The sequence below is a fragment of the Micromonospora sp. ALFpr18c genome, from assembly GCF_008868155.1.
Taxonomy (GTDB): domain Bacteria; phylum Actinomycetota; class Actinomycetes; order Mycobacteriales; family Micromonosporaceae; genus Micromonospora.
Genome location: NZ_WBKR01000156.1, coordinates 1 through 15,802 on the forward strand (window position 1 = coordinate 1; position 15,802 = coordinate 15,802).

The 15,802-nt window shown below is 72.6% G+C and carries 15 protein-coding genes and 1 riboswitch; of the genes, 7 read left to right on the forward strand and 8 right to left on the reverse strand.

The window, feature by feature from the left end:
- Positions 1–338 precede the first annotated feature (338 nt).
- Together F8271_RS23325 and F8271_RS23330 are read left to right on the forward strand one after the other, a co-directional pair.
- Positions 339–1,313, forward strand: a complete 975-nt coding sequence (locus F8271_RS23325; RefSeq protein WP_151491962.1) for a sugar phosphate isomerase/epimerase — start codon at positions 339–341, stop codon at positions 1,311–1,313.
- Between the two features lie 23 nt (positions 1,314–1,336).
- Positions 1,337–3,442, forward strand: a complete 2,106-nt coding sequence (locus tag F8271_RS23330) for a PQQ-dependent sugar dehydrogenase (RefSeq protein WP_151491963.1) — start codon at positions 1,337–1,339, stop codon at positions 3,440–3,442.
- Between the two features lie 71 nt (positions 3,443–3,513).
- Here the strand turns inward: F8271_RS23330 and F8271_RS23335 are convergent, their stop codons facing one another.
- The 4 genes from F8271_RS23335 to pdhA form a co-directional block, all read right to left on the reverse strand.
- A complete protein-coding gene (locus F8271_RS23335; RefSeq protein WP_151491964.1) occupies positions 3,514–5,193 on the reverse strand; it encodes a right-handed parallel beta-helix repeat-containing protein in 1,680 nt (559 codons plus the stop codon).
- Positions 5,194–5,328: 135 nt separating this feature from the next.
- Positions 5,329–6,714, reverse strand: a complete 1,386-nt coding sequence (locus F8271_RS23340) for a dihydrolipoamide acetyltransferase family protein (RefSeq protein ID WP_151491975.1) — start codon at positions 6,712–6,714, stop codon at positions 5,329–5,331.
- Entirely contained in the window at positions 6,699–7,703 is a 1,005-nt protein-coding gene (locus F8271_RS23345; RefSeq protein WP_192580420.1) for an alpha-ketoacid dehydrogenase subunit beta, read from the reverse strand. Before F8271_RS23345 ends, F8271_RS23340 begins: the two co-directional genes overlap by 16 nt.
- Positions 7,700–8,899: a pyruvate dehydrogenase (acetyl-transferring) E1 component subunit alpha gene (gene pdhA / locus F8271_RS23350; protein WP_192580421.1), complete on the reverse strand. Its 1,200-nt coding sequence runs from the start codon at positions 8,897–8,899 to the stop codon at positions 7,700–7,702. The genes F8271_RS23345 and pdhA overlap by 4 nt, the downstream gene beginning before the upstream one ends.
- A gap of 97 nt (positions 8,900–8,996) precedes the next feature.
- Here pdhA and F8271_RS23355 point away from each other — a divergent pair, with 97 nt between their 5' ends.
- The gene (locus F8271_RS23355) at positions 8,997–9,479 is read left to right on the forward strand and encodes an Lrp/AsnC family transcriptional regulator (protein ID WP_370461950.1); all 483 of its coding nucleotides are present in this window, start codon (positions 8,997–8,999) and stop codon (positions 9,477–9,479) included.
- Positions 9,480–9,484: 5 nt separating this feature from the next.
- Here the strand turns inward: F8271_RS23355 and F8271_RS23360 are convergent, their stop codons facing one another.
- Entirely contained in the window at positions 9,485–10,456 is a 972-nt protein-coding gene (locus F8271_RS23360; protein ID WP_151491968.1) for a DNA polymerase domain-containing protein, read from the reverse strand.
- 46 nt (positions 10,457–10,502) lie between these two features.
- Entirely contained in the window at positions 10,503–10,829 is a 327-nt protein-coding gene (locus tag F8271_RS23365; RefSeq protein WP_151491969.1) for a hypothetical protein, read from the reverse strand.
- 161 nt (positions 10,830–10,990) lie between these two features.
- Between F8271_RS23365 and F8271_RS23370 the strand changes: the two genes are divergently transcribed.
- The 4 genes from F8271_RS23370 to F8271_RS23385 all read left to right on the forward strand — a co-directional run bounded on the left by F8271_RS23370 (position 10,991) and on the right by F8271_RS23385 (position 14,810).
- Entirely contained in the window at positions 10,991–11,722 is a 732-nt protein-coding gene (locus tag F8271_RS23370) for a histidine phosphatase family protein (protein ID WP_151491970.1), read from the forward strand.
- Between the two features lie 134 nt (positions 11,723–11,856).
- Positions 11,857–12,576 carry an NAD(P)H-hydrate dehydratase gene (locus tag F8271_RS23375; protein ID WP_225854710.1) on the forward strand — a complete coding sequence of 240 codons (720 nt, stop codon included), beginning with the start codon at positions 11,857–11,859 and terminating at the stop codon, positions 12,574–12,576.
- Positions 12,577–12,654: 78 nt separating this feature from the next.
- On the forward strand, positions 12,655–13,155 hold the full coding sequence (locus F8271_RS23380) for a hemerythrin domain-containing protein (RefSeq protein WP_151491971.1): 501 nt from the start codon (positions 12,655–12,657) through the stop codon (positions 13,153–13,155).
- Between the two features lie 109 nt (positions 13,156–13,264).
- A riboswitch (ZMP/ZTP riboswitch) is annotated at positions 13,265–13,354 on the forward strand.
- Positions 13,355–13,373: 19 nt separating this feature from the next.
- Positions 13,374–14,810: a glycine hydroxymethyltransferase gene (locus tag F8271_RS23385; RefSeq protein WP_151491972.1), complete on the forward strand. Its 1,437-nt coding sequence runs from the start codon at positions 13,374–13,376 to the stop codon at positions 14,808–14,810.
- Positions 14,811–14,918: 108 nt separating this feature from the next.
- On the opposite strand, the gene F8271_RS23390 is transcribed toward F8271_RS23385, so the two are convergent.
- Both F8271_RS23390 and F8271_RS23395 read right to left on the reverse strand, forming a co-directional pair.
- Entirely contained in the window at positions 14,919–15,179 is a 261-nt protein-coding gene (locus tag F8271_RS23390; protein ID WP_151491973.1) for a hypothetical protein, read from the reverse strand.
- On the reverse strand, positions 15,179–15,802 hold a 624-nt coding region (locus F8271_RS23395; protein ID WP_151491974.1), incomplete at its 5' end, for an aminotransferase class I/II-fold pyridoxal phosphate-dependent enzyme. The genes F8271_RS23395 and F8271_RS23390, both read right to left, overlap by 1 nt.

Below are 15,802 nucleotides of genomic sequence, written 5' to 3' on the forward strand. Positions count from 1 at the left end.
GGGACGGCCCGCCGGCTATCCGGACACCCGGTGCCGCGCCCCGGGCGCGGACTTTTGTCAGTTGGAGCGAACCTTCTGCCGAACGCGACGAAGCTTTGCCTTCGTCCGGAGGCAAGGGTAGGGTCCGGATCTAGATAGAGGGTTGCCCATTCGTCGATCAGCCTGCCGCCACCCTGCCGGGTCGCCGCGTCCCGCCCGATGGGTCCGGGTCGTGCCCCGCGCGCCGTCCCTCACCGTTCCGCCGGAGCCCGTCTCCGGCCGGTTCGGCGCGCCCGGGCGGCGGCAGCCGGTCGACCGCCGTCGACGGCGTGCCCCGCCGTCAGGAAGGGACCACCACCATGGATCAACAGACCAACCCTACGGAGCCGACACCGGCGTTCGAGGCGGTCAGCCGACGCGGCCTGCTTCGCGCGGCGACGGTATCCGCCGCCGCCGTCGGCACCGCCGGCCTGCTCGCGGGCCCGGCCGCCGCGGCACCCAGCGGGCAGAGCGGGCAGAGCGGGCAGTCCGGCGGACGTCGCCGGGTGCCGGTGGACCGGATCAGCATCCAGCTGTACACCCTGCGCGACCAACTGGCCGCCGACCTGCCCGGCACCCTGGACGCGCTGCGGCGGATCGGCTACCGGCGGGTGGAGCACGCCGGCTTCGTCGGACGCACCGCCGCGCAGTTCCGCGCCGCGCTCGACGCGGCGGGGCTGCGCGCCACCTCCGGGCACACCGGCATCCCGCAACCGTTCGACGACGCCACCTGGCAGCGTTCCCTTGAGGACGCGAACGTCGTCGGCAGCAAGAAGATCGTGCACCCGTACTTCGGTCGGGACGCCAACGGCCAGGCGATCCGGGATCCCGCCGTCTACCGCGCCCTGGCACGGGACCTGAACCGCGCCGGCCGGCTCGCCGAGCGCGCAGGGCTCGACTTCGGCTACCACAACCACCAACTGGAGTTCGTGCCGCTGACCGACGGCTCGACCGGCTTCGAGATCCTCACCGGGCAGACCGACCCACGGCTGGTCCACTTCGAACTCGACCTCTACTGGACCTGGCGGGGCGCGCACGACCCGGTCGACGTGATCCGGGCCAACCGTGGCCGGATCCGCCAGGTGCACGTCAAGGACCTCGACGTCGAGGGCGGTTTCGCCGACCTCGGTGACGGTGTCATCGACTTCGGTCGGATCTTCGCCCACGAGCGGGAAGCGGGCATCGAGGAGTACATCGTGGAGCGCGACGACGCGGGCACCACGCCGCGCGCCCCCGCCGACGCCCTGGACACCGCCCGGGTCGGCTTCGACTATCTCGCCTCACTCCGGTACTGAAAACCACTTCGGGGGACGACCTGATGAACAGGACCGCATTCGCGTCCGCGCTGCTGCTGGTGACGGCCGGCCTGGCCGTGCCGCCGGCGGCCGCGGCCGCCGCCCCGGCCGCCGCGCCGCCGGACAGCAGCTTCCAGAAGGTGACACTGAACGACTTCCCGGGCGAGCCGATGAGCCTCGCCGTCCTGCCCGACCTTCGGGTGCTGCACACCTCCCGCACCGGTGAGGTCCGCATCCACGACCCGCGCACCGGGCTGAACACCCTCGCCGCCGACATCCCGGTGTACGAGCACGACGAGGAGGGGTTGCAGGGGGTCGCCATCGACCCGAACTTCGCCCAGAACAAGTGGGTCTACCTCTACTACTCGCCGCCGCTGAACACGCCCGTGGACGACCCCGCCACCCCCGGCGTCAACGAGGGGGACGCGCCGGAGACCGGCACCGAGGCGGACTGGCAGCGGTTCAAGGGCGCGCTGCGGCTGTCCCGGTTCAAGCTGGACGGGATGAAGCTGAACCTCGCCAGCGAGCAGCAGATCATCGACGTGCCCACCGACCGGGGCATCTGCTGCCACGTCGGCGGGCAGATCGACTTCGACAGCAAGGGCAACCTGTACCTGTCGACCGGTGACGACACCAACCCGTTCGCCTCCGACGGCTACGTCCCGATCGACGAGCGGGCCGACCGCAACCCGGCGTACGACGCCCAGCGCACCGCGGCCAACACCAACGACCTGCGCGGCAAGCTGCTGCGCATCAAGGTGAAGGCCGGTGGTGGCTACACGGTGCCGGCCGGCAACCTGTTCAAGCCGGGCACGGCGCAGACCCGTGCGGAGATCTACGCGATGGGGCTGCGCAACGCGTTCCGGTTCGCCGTCGACCGGCGTACCGACGACGTGTACGTGGGCGACTACTCGCCGGACGCCTCCACCGCGAACCCACAGCGCGGGCCGGCCGGGCACGGCCGGTGGATGCGTGTCGACAAGCCGGCGAACTACGGCTGGCCCTACTGCGTGACGCCGACGATCGCCTACCGCGACTACGACTTCGCCACCGGCGAGTCCGGTGCCAAGTTCAACTGCGCGCGTCCGGTGAACGACTCACCGCACAACACCGGCAAGCGCGTGCTGCCGCCGGTCGAGCAGCCGGAGGTCTGGTACGCGGCCGCCGCCTCGGCCGAGTTCCCGCAGCTGGGCACCGGCGGCATCGGCCCGATGGGCGGCCCGGCGTACGAGTACGACGGGACCAGCACGTCGCGGACCCGGTGGCCGGCCTACTACGACGGGGTGCCGCTGTTCTACGAGTGGACCCGGGACTACATCAAGGAGTTCCGCCTCGATGAGGACGGCGACGTGGCGGACATCCGGCCGGTGGTGCCGTCACTGGTGGTGGACAACCCGATGGACCTGGAGTTCGGCCCGGACGGCGCGCTCTACGTCCTGGAGTACGGCGACGGCTACTTCGCCGAGAACCCGGACGCCCAGCTGTCCCGGATCGACTTCGTCCGGGGCAACCGGACGCCGATCCCGAAGATCAGCGGCACTCCGACCGTCGGGCAGGCGCCGTTGACCGTCGCGTTCTCCAGCGCCGGCACCACCGACCCCGACGGTGACAAGCTGAGCTACGCGTGGGACTTCAACGCGGACGGCTCGGTGGACAGCACCGACGCCAACCCGAGCTGGACGTTCCAGGAGAACGGCTCGTACACCCCGACGGTGAAGGTGACCGACCGCACCGGACGGTCGGCGTCGGCGACCCTGCCGCTGGTGGTCGGGCCGACCGCGCCGATCGTCGAGTTCGTCGCCCCGGTGGCCGGGCAGCCCTTCCAGTTCGGGCAGACGGTCGCGTACGAGGTGAAGGTCACCGACGATCTGCCGGTGGACTGCTCCCGGGTGAAGGTCACCTACGTGCTCGGGCACGACGAGCACGGGCACCCGCTCTCCACCGCGACGGGTTGCTCCGGGACCATCCCCACCTTCGTCGACAGTGGGCACAGCGGCGCGGACAACCTGACCGCGGTCTTCGTGGCGGACTACACCGACGCGCCGACCGAGCCGGGCGTACCGCCGCAGTCGGCCTCGGCCACGGTGGTGCTGGACCCGACCCCGGCGGTGGCCGGCCTGGCCGGCTGACCAGCGCACCGTGACAGCGGCGGCGGCCGGATCACTCCGGCCGCCGCCGCACGTCGTCCACCCCCGGCCGGTCAGCTCCAGTCGCTGTCGACGTGGTTGTCGCGCCAGCGTCCGCCCACCGGCGGGGTGTCGAGCAGCAGCCCGTCCTCGGCGTTGCCGGCGAGGTCGTTGTCCTCGACCCGGCAGTCCACGCAACTGCCGCGCTCGGTGATCCACAGCCCGTGGGTCTGGGTCCGGGTGTCGTGGTTGTCCCAGATCCGGTTGCCCCGGATGGTGGCCGAGTCGAACGGCGCGTCGATGGTGATACCGGCCCGCCGCGCTGGTGCGGCGGACAGCTCGTAGGCACATCCCGGTGGCGGCACGTCCCCGCTCCAGGCGCTGATCCCGTCCGGGCGGACCGGGGCGAGGGTGAGTTCGTCGCCGGTGTTGGACGCCACCATGGCGACGGCGCGGCCGACCCGCAGGACCTTGCCCCGGTGGCCGTCGTGCGGCCAGTTCGCCGACCGGTCGACCAGGCACCGCTCGCCGTAGCGGACGGCTTCGCCCGTACCGCCGGCGCCCTGGGCGTACTGTCGCCCGTTGTTGCGGATCCGGTTGTTGAGCAGCACGGTGTCGGTCATCTGATGGTCGATCCGGACCGCGTCCAGCCCGTTGCCCCAGAACTCGTTGCTCTCGACGACCACGTCGCGGATCGAGCCCTGGTAACCGCGCCCGAGGTCGTGCGCGTGATAGCCGTGCCGACCGTTGCCGCTGATCCGGTTGCCCCGGACGGTGTACGGGCCGGGGCTGTTGCCGATGCTGACCCCGTCGCGCATGTTGCCGTCGATGACGCAGTCGGTGAGCAGCCCACCCCGGCCGGCCACGGACGAGGTGCCCTGCGCCGACACGTCGAAGCCGGTTTCCAGGTTGCCGGTCATCGTGCAGGCGGAGACGATCAGTCCGTCGGCCCCCCAGTCGGAGATGCCGAACCGGTTGCCCTGACTGTGGCAGCCGATGATGCGGATGCCGCGCGGTGGTGGCCAGTAGTCCTTCTGCAGCTCCAGGAAGATGCCGTTGGTGCCGTTGGCCAGGGCGGTGCAGTTGGCGATGGTCAGCCGCTCCACCGTTCCCCAGCCGCCGATGCCGACCCCGATGCCGGCGCCACCCAACTGTTCGCCGTTGTCGAGGCGGCCGCAGCCGACGACCACCACGCCGTCGATGAGGGAGTCCTGCAGGAAGTCGCAGCCGAGCCCGGTGGCGGCGGTGTGGTGGATGTAGAGGTTGCGGAACACCCCGCGCACCACGTACTGCAGGCCGAGGCCCTTGGCCAGGTAGTTGTACTCGGCCATCGCCACACCCGAGCCGTCGATCTGGAAGTCGGCGAACGTGCAGTCGGCGATGTGCCGGTCCCGGTCGGCGCCGTGCTGCACGGTGGTCCAGAAGGCCAGCGGGGTCGGGTCGGCGCGGTTGCCCTCGTTGCTGAGCATGAACCGGGTCGCCGCCGGACCAGCCCCGATCAGTGAGACCCCGCTGCGCCACACCGTGCCGGCGTCGCGGATCGAGTAGATGCCCGGCGGACAGTAGATGACCCGGGCCCGTCCGTCCGAGGCGTACCCGGCGCCGAGGCGGTCGACGAGGGCGGCCAGCGCCGGCTGGTCGTTGGTCGCGCCGTCGCCGGTCAGCCCGTACTCCAGCGCGTCGCAGTACAGCGGCGCGCCGGCCGCGGCGGGTCGTCGTACCCGGACGGAGTTGAGTAGCAGCTCGTTCGCCACGGGCCGGCTCCCTTCGACGCGTCTGGTGCGCTCCGGCGGGGCCGACTTCCCGATGACACCGCCGGGAAACCCCGGCCCGATGACGCGCCGGCCCCGGCGCCGCACGGGCGACGCCAGGGCCGGGGGGTACGCGCCTCAGACGGCGGCGATCAGCAGCGCCGGGCGTTCCACGCAGTCGGCGACGTGCCGCAGGAAGCCACCGGCCACCCCGCCGTCGCAGACCCGGTGGTCGAACGTGAGGCTGAGCTGCGTCACCTTGCGGACCGCGAGCTGCCCGTCAACCACCCACGGCTTGTCCACGATCCGCCCGACCCCGAGCAGCGCCGCCTCCGGGTGGTTGATGATCGGCGTGGAGCCGTCGACGCCGAACACGCCGTAGTTGTTCAGCGTGAACGTGCCGCCGGTCAGCCGGGCCGGCGGCAGGGCGCCCGCCCGCGCCGCGGTGGTGGTCGCCGCCAGTTCGGCGGCCAGCTCGGCGGTGGTGAGCCGCTGGGCGTCGCGCAGCACCGGCACCAGCAGGCCCCGGTCGGTCTGCGCGGCGATGCCCAGGTGCACCCCGGCGGACTGGACGATCCGCTGCGCCTCGGTGTCGACGCGGGAGTTGAGCTGGGGGAACCTGCGCAGGCCGCTGAGGCAGATCCGGGCCAGCAGGGCCAGGATGCTGACCGGCGCGTCGGGGGTGGCCGCGTTGATCGCCGCGCGGGTCTCCAGCAGCCCGGTGGCGTCCACGTCCACCCAGATGGTCACCTCGGGGATCTCCCGCCGGCTGCGGGAGAGCTTGTCGGCGATCACCTTGCGCACACCGGTGAGCGGGATGATCACGTCGCCGTCCCCGGCCGGGGCCGGGGTGACGTGCGGGTCCGGCACGGCGGCGAGCCGGGCGGCGGGCACGGCCAGCACGGCCTCCACGTCCGCGCGGCGGATCACGCCGCCGGGCCCGGTGCCCCGGACCGTGCCCAGGTCGACGCCGCGCTCGCGGGCCAGCCGGCGCACGATCGGCGAGATGACCAGGGCCGCCGGCCCAGGGGTCGTCGCGCTCCCGACCAGGCCAACGGCGGCGGTCGCACCAGCCCCGCTGGGCCGGCCGGCATCCGACGGTGCGGGGTCGGTCGGTTCGGGGGCCACCGCCAGGCGGCTCCGGCGCCGTCGGCGGGTGGCGCCGCCGTGGCCGGTGCCGTAGCCGATCAGCACGTTGCCGGAGCCGGCCCGCTCCTCCTCGCGGTAGGTGGCGTGCCCGGCGGGCTCGTCGCCGCCGTCCAGCGGCGCGATGGTGATCAACGGCTGGCCGACCGGGCGGACCTCACCCGCCGCGCCGTGCAGGGTGACGACCCGTCCGGCGTACGGGCAGGGCACGTCGACGACCGCCTTGGCGGTCTCCACCTCGACGACACTCTGGTCGACCGTGACGATGTCGCCCACGGCGACCCGCCACTCGACGATCTCGGCCTCGCTCAGCCCTTCGCCCAGGTCGGGCAGGAGGAAGACCTGGGTCCGCTCGACGGTGGTCATGCCGCCGCCCAACGCGCGTCCGGCTGGTCGTCCCACTGCAGGCGGGCCACCGCGTCGAGGACCCGGTCCACCCCGGGCAGGTGGGTGTGCTCCAGCATCGGCGCCGGGTACGGGATGTCCAGCCCGGCGACCCGCAGCACCGGCGCGTGCAGCGCGTGGAAGCAGCGCTCCTGCACGCGGGCGGCGATCTCCGCGCCGACGCCGGCGAAGCCGGGTGCCTCCTGGATCACCACGCACCGGCCGGTGCGCCGCACCGAGGCGGTGATGGTGGCGTCGTCGAACGGCACGATGGTGCGCACGTCCACCACCTCCAGGTCCCAGCCCTCCTCGCGGGCGGCCTCGGCGGCCTCCAGTGCCACCGGCACCGCCGGCCCGTACGCCACCAGGGTGGCGTCGCGCCCCGGCCGGCGCACGACGGCCCGGCCGAACGGTTCGGCACGCGCCGGCAGCGACGCGTCGGCGCTGGCGAAGTAGAGCTTCTTGGGCTCCATGAAGACCACCGGGTCGGGGTCGTCGATCGCCTCGCGCAGCAGCGAGTACGCGTCCTCGACGGTCGCCGGGGTGACCACCTTCAGGCCCGGGGTGTGTGCGTAGTACGCCTCGGACGAGTCGCAGTGGTGCTCCACCCCGCCGATCCCACCGGCGTACGGCACGCGGATGACGATGGGCACGCTCAGCGCGCCCCGGGTGCGGTTGCGCAGCTTGGCGACGTGCGAGGCGATCTGCTCGAACGCCGGGTACGCGAACGCGTCGAACTGCATCTCGACCACCGGCCGCAGCCCGGACATGGCGAGACCGACGGCGAAGCCGACGATGCCGGCCTCGGCGAGGGGGGTGTCGAAGCAGCGCTTCTCGCCGAAGCGGGCCTGCAGGCCGTCGGTGATCCGGAAGACGCCGCCGAGCGCACCGACGTCCTCGCCGAAGACGACGACCCGCTCGTCGGCGGCGAGGGCGTCGGCCAGCGCGGTGTTGAGCGCCTTCGCCATGGTGGTGGCCATCAGGCGGCACCGTCCTCGTCACTCGCCGCGGCCAGCTCGGCGCGGACCTGTTCCCGCTGCTCGATCAGCTGCGGGGTGGGTTCGGCGTACACGTGGTCGAAGAGGCTCAGCGGGTCGACCGTGGGCTGCTCGTTCATCCGGGTCCGCAGGTCCGCCGCGTACGCCTCGGCCTGCTCGGCGATCTCGGCGACCGCCGCGTCGTCGAGGACGCCGCGCGCCCGCAGGTAGGTCTCCAGGCGGGCGAGGGGGTCGCGGTCGCGCCAGGCGTCGACCTCGGCGCCGTCGCGGTAGCGGCTGGCGTCGTCGGCGTTGGTGTGCGGCTCCATCCGGTAGGTGTGCGCCTCGACGAGGAACGGCCCGTTGCCGGCGCGGGCGTGCGCGACCGCGCGGGTGAGCACGGCGAGCACCGCGACGGGGTCGTTGCCGTCGACCTGCTCGCTGGGTACGCCGTAGCCGACGCCCTTGTACGCGAGCGACGGCGCGGCGGTCTGCCGGGACAGCGGGACGCTGATGGCGTACCTGTTGTTCTGCACGAAGTAGACGACCGGCGCCTTGAACACGGCGGCGAAGTTGATCCCCTCGTGGAAGTCGCCCTCGCTGGTCGCGCCGTCGCCGATGAAGGCCAGCGCCACCGTGTCACGGCCCTGGTACGCCTCGCCGTGGGCGAGGCCGGCGGCGTGCACGCACTGGGTGGCCAGGGGCGTGCACTGCGGCGCGGTGTGCACGGCGGTCGGGTCGTAGCCGCAGTGCCAGTCGCCGCGCAGCAGGGTGAGCACCTCGACCGGGTCGATGCCCCGGGCGACCAGCGCCATCGACTCGCGGTAGGTGGGGAACACCCAGTCGGTGTCGCGGACCGCGAGCACCGCGGCGACCTGGCACGCCTCCTGACCCCGCGAGGACGGGTAGACGGCGAGCCGACCCTGTTTGGTCAGCGCGGTCGCCTGGGTGTCGAAGCGGCGGCCGAGCACCATCCGGCGGTACAGCTCGCGCAGGGCCTCGACGGGCGGCTCCGGGTAGTCGGTGCGGGCGGGCAGCGGCGTGCCGGTCGGGTCGAGCAGGCGGACCGGTTCGGCGTCCGGGAGCAGCGGGCGCGCCGGGTCGGGCGGGGTGACCGCCCGACGGGGACGCGGGGATGCCCTGCGGACCGCCTGGGGAGTGGTCGTCACGGCGGAACCTCCTGGGACGTGTGGTGAGCCTATGCTTCCGCCTGTCGGATGATTGACTCAAGATCCATCAGAAAGGCGGGACGATTGGCATGCTGAGGGAGCTTCGGTGAGCCAGGAGGCCGCGGACGAGGTGAGCCGGGCGAGCGGATCGGGACGATCGGTTCGGCACCTCGACGAGGTGGACCGGCGGATCCTCGACGAGCTGGTCCGCGACGGTCGGACCTCGGTGCGCACCCTGGCCGAGCGGATCCACATCTCCCGCACCAACGCGTACGCCCGGGTGGAGCGGCTGCTGCGCGACGGCGTGATCACCGGCTTCCACGCCCAGGTGGCACCCGAGGCGGCCGGGCTGGGCACCTCGGCGTACATCGCGTTGACGATCGAGCAGAACACCTGGCGGGAGGTCTCCGCGGAGCTGGCCCGGGTGCGCTACATCGAGCACGCCGCGCTGCTCGGCGGCGACCACGACGTCCTCGCGTTGGTCCGCGCGCCGGACAACGCCGCGCTGCGGGACGTGGTGCTGGGTCGGGTGCAGAGCATCCCGGGGGTGCTGTCCACCCGCACCTGGCTGGTCTTCGAGGAGTTCGACGGGGCGGGCAGCCCCTGGGTGTGACCGGCTCAGCGCTCCGGTGGAGCCTCCAGCCCCTCGGAGTCGGCCAGCTCCAGCAGCGGCTCCAGCAAGTGCCGGTCGCCGTCGAGGCCGGCGTGCGGGTCGCCGCGTTCGGCGAAGCGGGCCGGCATGGACAGCACGTCGAAGTCCTCCGGCCGGGCGTCGTCCAGCTCCGCCCAGTCCAGCGGCGCCGACACCAGCGCCCGCGGCGTCGGCCGGATGGAGTACGCCGAGGCCATCGTGTGGTCCCGCGACATCTGGTTGTAGTCGACGAAGACCGGCCGGTCCCGTTGGTCACGCCACCAGGTCGTGGTGACCAGCTCCGGCAGCCGCCGCTGCATCTCCCGACCCAACGCGAGCACCGCCCGGCGGCACTCGCCGAAGCTCCACCGGGGCTCGATCGACAGGTAGACGTGCAGGCCACGGCCGCCGGTGGTCTTCGGGTAGCCGGTCAGACCCAGCTCGGCGAGGAACGCCCGCACCTCCCGGGCCACCGGCACCACCTGCTCGAACCCGACACCGGGCATCGGATCCAGGTCGATGCGCAGTTGGTCCGGGCGTTCCACGTCGGCGGCGCTGACCGGCCACGGGTGGAAACGCAGGGTGCCCAGGTTGGCCGCCCAGATCACCACGGCCAGCTCGCTCGGCGCGACCTCGTCGGCCGTACGGCCACTGGGGAAGGTGATGTGCGCGGTCCGCACCCACTCGGGCGCGCCCGCCGGCAGCCGCTTCTGGTAGAAGGCGTCGCCCCGGTTGGTCTGCCGGGTGGCGATCGTCGCACCCTCGAACACGCCGCGCGGCCAACGTTCCAGCATCGTGGGCCGGTCCCGCAACGCGCGCAGGATGCCGTCGCCCACCGACAGGAAGTAGCGCACCACGTCCAGCTTGGTCAGCCCGCGCTCCGGGAAGTACGGCTTGTCGGGGCTGGAGACGCGGACCAGCCGCTCCCCCACCCGGATCTCCTCCGCTGCCGTGGCCACGCCCCTGAGGGTACGACGCGTGGAAGCGACGACGCGGCAGGCTCGGTCAGCTGATCAGCAGGACGCCGGCGAGGATCAGGGGCAGTCCGACGAAGAGGAAGATGCCGACCCCGGTCAGCACCCGCCCGCCGCCGGCCTCCTCGCGCTCCGGCGCGACACCGAAGGTCGCGCGCGGGCCGAGCATGCCCATCCGGCTCAGCGTCAGGTCGCCGGTCACACCGAACAGCGCGCCGACCACCATCAACGCGATGCCCAGCCGGGCGGTGTAGTCGCCGCCGGCCACCGCCACCCACACCGCCGCCGCGACCGCGACCAGCACCGCGGCGACCACGAACAACACCAGCGCTTCCCGTAGACCGCGCACGACCGTCATCGACGACCACCTCCCACCGGCGGACATTGTTCCCCATCGACCCGTGGCGGCGCTGCCCCGAACCCGACGACGGCGCCCGGCGTCGCTCCCGCCGGTCGGCGGGCCCGCACGGCGGCCGGGGTGGGCGGTTACCGCCGGCGGCGCCCGGGTAGGGGGTCGGCATGGCGGAACTGGCAACGCTGTGGATCATCCGACACGGGGAGAGCACCGCGAACGTGGCGGCGAGCCGGGCCGAGGCGTCCGGGGAGGAGCTGATCGGGCTCAGCCACCGTGACGCGGACGTGCCGCTCTCCCCCACCGGCGAGGACCAGGCCCGGGCCACCGGACGGTGGCTGGCCGGGCTGCCACCGGACCGCCGACCGGACGTGGCGGTGGTGTCGCCGTACCTGCGGGCGGTCTCCACGGCCGAGCTGGCGCTGCACGGCACCGGGGTGCCGGTGAGCCGTGACGAGCGGCTACGCGACCGGGAGCTGGGCATCCTCGACGGTCTGACCGGGCACGGGGTGCGACGGCGGTTCCCGGACGAGGCCGAACGCCGGACCCGGCTCGGCAAGTTCTACTACCGGCCGCCGGGCGGCGAGTCCTGGACCGACGTGGCGCTGCGGCTGCGGACGCTGCTGGGTGACCTGCGCCGTGACCACGAGGGCCAGCGGGTGCTGCTCTTCGGCCACGACGCGCTGGTCTTCCTGCTGCGGTACCTGGTGGAGGGGCTGACCGAGGCGCAGCTGATGGCGTTGACCCGGGAACACGTGATCGCCAACTGCTCGATCACCGACTGGTCCGCAGACGCGCGGGACCGGCTGACGCTGGGCGGATTCAACGAGGTCGGCCACCTGCACCGGCAGGGCACCGAGGCGACCAGGGAGGACGAGATCCATGCCGAGCCGGTCTGAGGTGAAGGTGATCACGGCGGGACTGCTGCGGGACTGGGCGCTGCCGGTACCGGTCGGCGGCAAGGAGAGCCGGGGCACCGTGCTGGTGGTCGGCGGTTCCCGCTTCACCCCCGGCGCGGTGCTGCTCGCCGGGGGTGGCCGCGCTGCGCGCCGGCGCCGGGGTGCTCCAGCTCGCCGCCGCCGAGTCGACCGCCGCCACGCTGAGCATCCAGGTGCCCGAGGCGCTGGTGGTCGGGCTGCCGGAGACACCCGACGGCGCGGTCGCCGCCGACCCCGACGGCCAACTCTGCGAGCTGGTCGGGCAGGCCGACGTGGTGGCCCTCGGCCCCGGACTGAAGGCGATCGACGAGACGAACCGCCTGCTGGGCCTCGTCCTCGACGCGGCCCGACCGCAGACCGCGCTGGTGCTCGACGCGTACGCCCTCGGCGCCCTGAGCCACGACCCCGGCCTGCTGGTCGGCTCGGGCCGGCCCGTGGTGCTCACCCCCAACGTCACCGAGGCGGGTCACCTGCTCGGCCGCGATCCGGGCGACGACCTGGACGCCGAGGCGGCGGAGCTGGCCGCCCGCTACGAGGCGGTCGTGTCGCTGTACGGGCACGTGGCCGCACCGGACGGGCGGGGATGGCGGGAGGAGAGCGGCGACGCCGGTCTGGGCACCTCCGGCAGCGGTGACGTGCTCGCCGGGCTGCTGGCGGGGCTGCTCTCCCGGGGTGCGGACCCGGCGCAGGCGGCCTGCTGGGGTTCGTTCGCGCACGCGGTGAGCGGCCAGCGGTTGATTCCCCGCTACGGCCGGATCGGCTTCCTGGCCCGGGAACTGCTCGACGAGATCCCCCGGACGCTGGCCATGGTCTGAGGCGATTTCACCTTGTTTCCGCTGTCGGCGTGGGGGTACCGGAACCACACCAGACGAGATTTCAGGGAGGTCATGCCGGTGTCGACCGATGCCATCGTCCTGCTCAAAGAGGACCACAAGGAGATGCGCCGCCTGTTCAAGGCCTTCCAGGACGCCGAGGAGGGGCCGGCGAGCCAGCGGCAGAAGCTGGTGGACCAGATCCTGGAGGCCCTCACGGTGCACACCTATCTGGAGAACGAGGTGATGTACCCGGAGGTCCGTCGGCTGCTGCCGGACCTGGAGGACGACATCCTCGAGTCGTACGAGGAACACCACGTCGCCGATGTGCTCTGCGCCGAGCTGGCCAGCATGGACGCCGGCGACGAGCGCTTCAACGCCAAGACGACCGTGCTGATCGAGAACGTTCTGCACCACGTCGAGGAGGAAGAGGAGGAGTGGTTCCCCAAGGTGCGCGACGCGCTGGGTCGTAAGCAGCTCCAGGAGATCGGCGAGAAGATGATCGCGCTGCGCGCGGACGCGCCGCGTACCCCCACCGCCCCGAAGGCGATCAAGAAGGCGCTCGATGCGGTGACCGCCTGAGTCACCCCGCGCACACCGAGGGCCCGGCGACCCGCCGGGCCCTTCGGCGTCCCCCGGCGGGTCGCGTCCGGAGGTCGGCCGGGACCGCCGTGGCCGGCCCGGTAGGATCGGCACGGGCCGTTACTGGCGCGTGGGGATGGACAACCATCGGGGAGCGGCCCCGTCACGAGGACGTTTGCCGAGCGCCTGGGCCTTCCCGCACGTCTGTTGGAGGTCGCATGTCGCGCAACGCCGAGTCCACCGCATTCCGGAGCGCCCTCGAGGTGATCCGTGCTGTCGAACCGCGGGTGGCCGATGCCATCGGCGCCGAGCTGACCGACCAGCGGGAGTCGCTCAAGCTCATCGCGAGCGAGAACTACGCGTCCCCGGCGACGCTGCTGGCGATGGGCAACTGGTTCAGCGACAAGTACGCCGAGGGCACCGTCGGGCGTCGCTTCTACGCCGGCTGCCAGAACGTGGACACCGTCGAGGCGCTCGCCGCCGAGCACGCCCGCGAGCTGTTCGGCGCCGCGCACGCGTACGTGCAGCCGCACTCGGGCATCGACGCCAACCTGGTCGCGTTCTGGGCGATCCTCGCCGACCGGGTGGAGTCTCCCGCGCTGAAGAAGGCGCAGGTGCGCCAGGTCAACGACCTCACCGAGGCGGACTGGTTCGCGCTGCGCCGTGAGCTGGGCAACCAGCGGATGCTCGGCATGTCGCTGGACGCCGGCGGTCACCTCACCCACGGCTTCCGGCCGAACATCTCCGGCAAGATGTTCGACCAGCGCAGCTACGGCACCGACCCCGCGACCGGCCTGATCGACTATGACCGGGTGGCCGAGGCGGCCCGCGAGTTCAAGCCGCTGATCCTGGTCGGCGGTTACTCGGCGTACCCGCGGAAGGTGAACTTCCGGATCCTGCGGGAGATCGCCGACTCGGTCGGCGCCACCTTCATGGTCGACATGGCGCACTTCGCCGGCCTGGTCGCGGGCAAAGTGTTCACCGGCGACTTCGACCCGGTGCCGCACGCGCACATCGTCACCACCACCACCCACAAGTCGCTGCGCGGCCCGCGTGGTGGCATGGTGCTCTGCCAGCCGGAGCTGGCCGACCAGGTGGACCGGGGCTGCCCGATGGTGCTCGGTGGTCCGCTGCCGCACGTGATGGCCGCGAAGGCGGTCGCGCTCGCGGAGGCCCGCCGCCCCGACTTCGCCGACTACGCCCAGCGGATCGTGGACAACGCGCAGGCCCTCGCCGAGGGGCTGCTGCGCCGGGGCGCGACGCTGGTCACCGGCGGCACCGACAACCACCTGGTGCTCATCGACGTGTCCGGCTACGGGCTCACCGGACGGCAGGCCGAGCAGGCGCTCCTGGACTCGGGCATCGTCACCAACCGCAACTCGGTACCGCAGGACCCGAACGGGGCCTGGTACACCTCCGGCATCCGGATCGGCACGCCGGCGCTGACCACCCGGGGCCTGGGCACCACCGAGATGGACCAGACCGCGGAGCTGATCCACACCGTGCTCACCCAGACCACCGCCGCCGCCAACACCGACGGCACCCCGTCCAAGGCCAAGTACGCGCTGGACCCGGCCCTGGCCGACAAGATCGCCCGCCAGGCCACCGACCTGCTGGCCCCCCACCCGCTCTACCCCGGCATCGACCTGGCCTGACCCCGACCACTCCCGTCGATCATGGAGTTGTGGTGCCCGGTACGGGCGGGTAGGCGGCTTTCGTCCACCACTACAACTCCATGATCGACGCGGTCAGGCCGGTCGGGGTCAGGTCAGGGGGCGCTTGAGGTGGTAGCGGTGGACCTCGGTGCTGCCCTGGACGTTGTTCACGTCCTCGGCGGCGGAGACCAGCTCCCAGCCCTCCCGGCCGGCGCGGTTGAGGTGCGCGATGGCGGTGTCGCCGAAGGCGGTGATGTCCTTGCGAGAGCCGTCTGGGGCGTACCAGACGAACGAGACGTGGAAATTGCGGCCCTGTCCCTGATAGCGGCGGACGAGCAAGGCGTACTCCCAGGCAACCATGCGGCCCATTATGACCGTCCACAAGTGAGATCAGGCGGTTGGCGGGCCAGCTCGTCGATGATCAGGGCGGACAGCCGGTCCAGCCCGACGTCGATCTGCTCCGGCGTCACCGCGCTCACCGACAGCCGCAGCGCGCACACCGGCGCCGCGTCGTCGTAGAAGTGCGCCATCGGCGTCCACAGCACCCCGTAGTCGCGCGCCGAGCGGTCCAGCAACGCGTCGTCGACCGGGAAGGGCACGGCCACCACCACGAAGAACCCGCCGGCGGGCACCGTCCACCGGACCGGCGCCGGCCCGTCGCCGCGATCCGGGAACCGCCGGGCCAGCCCGGCCACCAGGTGGCGCAGATTCCGGGAGTACGCCGCCCGCTCGCGGGTGTTCGCCGGGACGAGGCTGCACCCGTGCTCCAGCAGCCGGCCGCCGATCACCGCCTGCGCGATCGGTGACGTGTTCACCGTGACCATGCTCTTGATCATGGCGAGCTGGTCGGCGAGCGGGCCGATCCGGCCGTCCGCGTCGGCCACCCGCTGGTCGGCGACCACGTAGCCGACCCGCGCGCCGGGCAGCACGGTCTTGGCGAACGAGCCCAGGTAGATCACCCGCCGCTCGGTGTCCAACGCCTTGAGGGTGGG

What these genes read in the sequence shown, in the direction of transcription:
- F8271_RS23325 (WP_151491962.1), top strand. Translation starts at nt 339, where the DNA reads ATGGATCAACAGACCAACCCTACGGAGCCGACACCGGCGTTCGAGGCG.
- F8271_RS23390 (WP_151491973.1), bottom strand. Translation starts at nt 15,179, where the DNA reads ATGGGCCGCATGGTTGCCTGGGAGTACGCCTTGCTCGTCCGCCGCTAT.
- F8271_RS23330 (WP_151491963.1), top strand. Translation starts at nt 1,337, where the DNA reads ATGAACAGGACCGCATTCGCGTCCGCGCTGCTGCTGGTGACGGCCGGC.
- F8271_RS23365 (WP_151491969.1), bottom strand. Translation starts at nt 10,829, where the DNA reads ATGACGGTCGTGCGCGGTCTACGGGAAGCGCTGGTGTTGTTCGTGGTC.
- F8271_RS23385 (WP_151491972.1), top strand. Translation starts at nt 13,374, where the DNA reads ATGTCGCGCAACGCCGAGTCCACCGCATTCCGGAGCGCCCTCGAGGTG.
- F8271_RS23370 (WP_151491970.1), top strand. Translation starts at nt 10,991, where the DNA reads ATGGCGGAACTGGCAACGCTGTGGATCATCCGACACGGGGAGAGCACC.